The organism is Streptomyces sp. NPDC005799 (assembly GCF_040630525.1).
Lineage (GTDB): Bacteria > Actinomycetota > Actinomycetes > Streptomycetales > Streptomycetaceae > Streptomyces > Streptomyces griseorubiginosus_B.
This window is the reverse complement of the sequence record NZ_JBEXXQ010000231.1, coordinates 1-1042: the sequence shown is the minus strand read 5'-3', so window position 1 is coordinate 1042 and position 1042 is coordinate 1. Positions and strand designations below refer to the sequence as shown.

At 70.4% G+C, this 1042-nt stretch carries 1 protein-coding gene; it reads right to left on the bottom strand.

The features are described 5' to 3' along the window. On the bottom strand, positions 1 to 1042 hold a 1042-nt coding region (locus ABZ453_RS51425; RefSeq protein ID WP_359027023.1), incomplete at both ends, for an ISAs1 family transposase.

Below are 1042 nucleotides of genomic sequence, written 5' to 3'. Positions count from 1 at the left end.
GGGTGGTCTTGGCGATGTTGGTGGCGCCTGCGGCTTTGAGAGTGCCGATCGCGAGGTTGCGGAGGGTGGCCATGGCGCGTGGGGCGGTGCCGGTGTGCACGGTGGAGGCGTCCTCGGTGAAGGTGCGGTCTCTGATGTGGTGCGGGGAGTGCACGATCCCGTGTCCACGCAGGTAGGAGGCGAGGTCGGCGGGGGTGGTCTGGTGGGTGTCGAGGCTGGTGACGGCGTAGACAGTCTCGCGGGTCTGCTTCTTGCCGCTCTCCTGGCGGCGGCGGTGTACGCGGATGGCGAGCTTCGCGTGGGGGAAGGCGATGCCGCCGAGGTTGCCGGCGATGCCGAGGGTCTTGACCGAGCGGGATTCGCGGCGGCCGTGACCGGCGTTGGAGGCGCTGTGCTGGACAGCCACCGCCGACCGGTCCAGGCCATCCAACTGGTCATAGGCGGTGGGCTGGTTGGTCTTGATGACCGCAACATAGTGGGCCTTCTTGGTCTCGACCAGCCAGGCCACGTTGGCCTGCACGGTGTGCAGGGCATCGAAGGTGACCACCGTCTCGGTGAGGCCGAGACCGGCCAGCAGCGGCCGGAAGTGCGTCGTCTCGTTTGTCTTGGCTCCGACTTCGGCCTGGGCCAGGGTGAGCGGGTATCCGTGGGTGATCGCGGACAACAGGTGGCGGCGGGGTCGGTCCCGGTGAGCCGAGCCGCGCAGGGCCTTGCCGTCCACCGCGATCACTCGCCGCGCATGTCCGTCTTGCGCCGGATGCGCGTGGCGCTGGGCCAGCCACGCGCCGACGGCCGCGTCCAGGGCGTCGCCGTCCAGGCGCTGCAGCACCCGGCTGATCGCCGATCGGGACGGGGCATGCCGCCACCGCAACAGGTGGAGGCGCACACCCAGGATGTCCAGCAGGTCGCTGCCGGCACGGGCACCGAACTCGGCGAGCTCATCGATGCTCCGGGCGCCCGCAAGGGTTGCCGCCGCACAGACGAGCAGGATCGAGACCAGCGAGTACCAGCGGCCCCGCCGCGAGCGCGGATCGGGTACCGC